This is a genomic window from Paraburkholderia sp. BR13444 (assembly GCF_040948755.1).
GTDB classification, from domain to species: Bacteria; Pseudomonadota; Gammaproteobacteria; order Burkholderiales; family Burkholderiaceae; genus Paraburkholderia; species Paraburkholderia youngii.
Genome location: NZ_JBFPKM010000037.1, coordinates 1 through 2718, shown reverse-complemented (window position 1 = coordinate 2718; position 2718 = coordinate 1). Strand labels below are relative to the sequence as shown.

Sequence of the window (2718 nt, the reverse complement as noted above, 5' to 3'; positions counted from 1 at the left end):
GATTCGGCTCCTGCTGGAGAACGAGGCGGATTGCCTCATTCGCCAACATAGAACCGCGCGCCCGGCCTCTCCCTGACCTCAAGCGCCGGACCGTAGCCCCTACCGCGTAAGCGGTTTAGTCCGTCGACCCTAAACAGCCTGTTGCACCCAGCTTGCCAGTGTCCTTTGACGACCACATATCAGGCACTGGAACACCCCGGTTGACTCGACACTCTGTAACTGGATCGGCTACAAAAACGGAAAGCGATACGTGAGGGAGATTTTTCGGCGCGTGTCGACAGCCTTCCTTCTCCCGAAAGTGCGTTGTGAACCCTCGATGCTATGGCACAGACCGTCCTGCGGCATTGGTTTGTGCGGTGAGTATGCGCCCCGAAGTTTTTGGATGGCCTTCGGCAAGGTCACTTGAGGATGGCAGACCGAACAGGCGAGCCTAATCTATGCGCTGAAGACAATCGACGTCGCACCGTCGTGACTACGAACCAGCAGCGATCGCGTGCAACAATCGGATTCGCTTGTTATATTGCAACGGGCTCGACGCCTCAAAACGGCGATGGAAACCGACAGCCTTACGTCTCGCCCTCGCAGCTTCACTATCGGCAAGCGGAGCGCGCAGGCCCGCGAGGGCCAAAGGCGTCAGGGGTCAAGACCGGATGGCAGCGGCTTCCGCGGCGCGGGGCGCACCCCAACGCAGCAGCGGTACACCAGGACGCACAGGGTGCCCGGGCGATGAGTACCGCAGGATCGTATCGGTGTCCCGATGGATCAGTCTTACGCGGTGGGAATCGTTCCGCCGTCGATCACGTACTCTGCCCCGCTGATCGCCGCCGCACGCGGCGAGATCAAAAACGCGATCAGGTTCGCGACTTCCGCCGGCTTACACGGCCGTCCGAGCGGGATGCCACCCAGCGCGTCCATAATGATCTGCTTGCCGCCTTCGTAATCCGTACCGGCCTGGCTGGCAAGCCGTTCTGCCAGCGCAACTGCCGCTTCGGTTTCCACCCATCCCGGCGACACGCGCACGACGCGCACGCCCTTAGGCGTGATTTCCTTCGACAGACTCTTGCTGTACGTGGACAGTGCAGCCTTGGCGGCAGCATAAGCCGTGGTTGATTCCGGCAAGGGCAAACGATTCTGGATGGACGTGACGTGGATGATGACGCCTGCACGTTGCTCAATCATCTTCGGCAACAACGCCCGATCCAGTCGTACGGCTGGAAACAGATTGAGATTCAGTTCTTTCTGCCATTCGGTTTCATCCAGCGCGGCAAAACCGCCTACCGGGGCTGACGATCCGCCCAGGACATGGATGATGGCGTCCACGCCACCCAGCCGGCTTTCGACGGCCTGTGCTACGGTGGCGCAACCCTCCGGCGTAGTGAGGTCGGCTTCGACGAACATGGCGTCGGGAATGAAGTCCGGCTTGGCACGAGCCGTCGTCAGGATGCGCGCGCCGAGTTCGCCGAGCAGTTCGACGACGGCGCGGCCAACGCCCTTCGTGCCAGCCGTGACCAGCACACGCTTGCCCGTTAGTTCGCGGTTCGTGGTCATCAGTGGATCTCCAGAAATTCAATCTTGTGGTCCGTGAGCCGGAATACATGTTTCAGGTCGGCGAGACCTCCGGGGAAGTTGCCAGCATATTGAGCCACGACAGTGACGCCGGCGTCGTCTTGCACGAACGTCAACGGCTCTACGCTATAGGCATACTTGCGCTGCGCTTCCGCCAGTGCTTCGTGTCCCTGATACGTCTGGCCTTCATCGTGGACAACGGCCTTTTCGGAAAAAGCACGTCGCAGCGATGAAGGCGCGGCACCATTGCTCACCTGAAAAAAAGTGGAGACCGCATCGGGTAGTGAAATGTCCATGCCAGGAGCCTCTGAGGGCAAAATGTCGATACAGGAATTTTCGCTATAAACTTACTATTGAACAAGAACGCACGGAAAAGTAAGTTACCTACCTATGGGAAAGGAATACACCCCCGACACGGCCGCAGTCGGTGTCGAAGCAGTGCTGAAATTGCTGGAAGGGCGCTGGAAGCTGGTCATCCTGTTCCACCTTTTCGATGGCAAGGTGCAGCGCTTCTCTGATCTGGAGAAGCTCGTCCCTGGCATTTCGCAAAAGATGCTCGCGCAGCAGCTACGCCAGTTGGAGGCGGACGGGATCGTGGCAAGAAAGCTCTATGCCCAGGTGCCGCCCAAGGTGGAATACCGGTTGACTGATTGGGGACAAGCACTCTGTCCCGCTCTGGACGCCCTTCTCAAATGGGCGGAGCAGCGCAACGAGTTGCTAAAAGCCGTCTGATGCCGAGTAGTTGCCCTAGGTAATCTCCGTTGATTGGCCGAGCAAGCCAAGCCGGATCAGACTCTCCACGGTCGCAACAATGGCTTCAGCGGGCCAACGGCCCTTCGACCGCTTTGAGCGTCTGTTGATGGACTCAAAAGAGTCCTGGAACACGACACGATCAATGACCGCAATTGGCCGAGGAACGAAACCGCTCGCGCGGTAGGGGGCTCCGGCTAAGCCTGGCGGTTCGCGAGAGGTCCGTCGCGCGGTTCCGTATGTTGGCGAATGAGGCAATCCGCCTCGTTCTCCAGCAGGAGCCGCATCATGACCTCCTCCCAACCGACCGTCAGCCCGCTGCGCCAGCGCATGATCGACGACATGCGCATGCGCCAGCTTTCCCCGAAGACGCAAGCCAACTATCTGCGCATCGTCCGTGAG

Annotated in this window: 3 protein-coding genes and 1 pseudogene; 2 read left to right on the top strand and 2 right to left on the bottom strand. The window is 59.6% G+C overall.

Annotated elements, in window-relative coordinates; translation table 11 throughout:
• Nucleotides 1-768 precede the first annotated feature (768 nt).
• Complete coding sequence (locus AB3X95_RS38810; protein ID WP_184227206.1) at nucleotides 769-1548, bottom strand: SDR family oxidoreductase; 780 nt, start codon at nucleotides 1546-1548, stop codon at nucleotides 769-771.
• The gene (locus AB3X95_RS38805; RefSeq protein ID WP_368623996.1) at nucleotides 1548-1862 is read right to left on the bottom strand and encodes a nuclear transport factor 2 family protein; all 315 of its coding nucleotides are present in this window, start codon (nucleotides 1860-1862) and stop codon (nucleotides 1548-1550) included. The genes AB3X95_RS38810 and AB3X95_RS38805 overlap by 1 nt, the downstream gene beginning before the upstream one ends.
• A 94-nt stretch (nucleotides 1863-1956) precedes the next feature.
• Between AB3X95_RS38805 and AB3X95_RS38800 the strand changes: the two genes are divergently transcribed.
• Complete coding sequence (locus tag AB3X95_RS38800; protein WP_184227208.1) at nucleotides 1957-2298, top strand: helix-turn-helix domain-containing protein; 342 nt, start codon at nucleotides 1957-1959, stop codon at nucleotides 2296-2298.
• Nucleotides 2299-2604: 306 nt separating this feature from the next.
• Nucleotides 2605-2718 (top strand): annotated as a pseudogene (locus AB3X95_RS38795) (integrase); the annotation flags it as partial.

Bases quoted from the DNA above. Each gene is read 5' to 3' on its own strand.
- AB3X95_RS38805 (WP_368623996.1), bottom strand. From the start codon at position 1,862: ATGGACATTTCACTACCCGATGCGGTCTCCACTTTTTTTCAGGTGAGC.
- AB3X95_RS38800 (WP_184227208.1), top strand. From the start codon at position 1,957: ATGGGAAAGGAATACACCCCCGACACGGCCGCAGTCGGTGTCGAAGCA.
- AB3X95_RS38810 (WP_184227206.1), bottom strand. From the start codon at position 1,548: ATGACCACGAACCGCGAACTAACGGGCAAGCGTGTGCTGGTCACGGCT.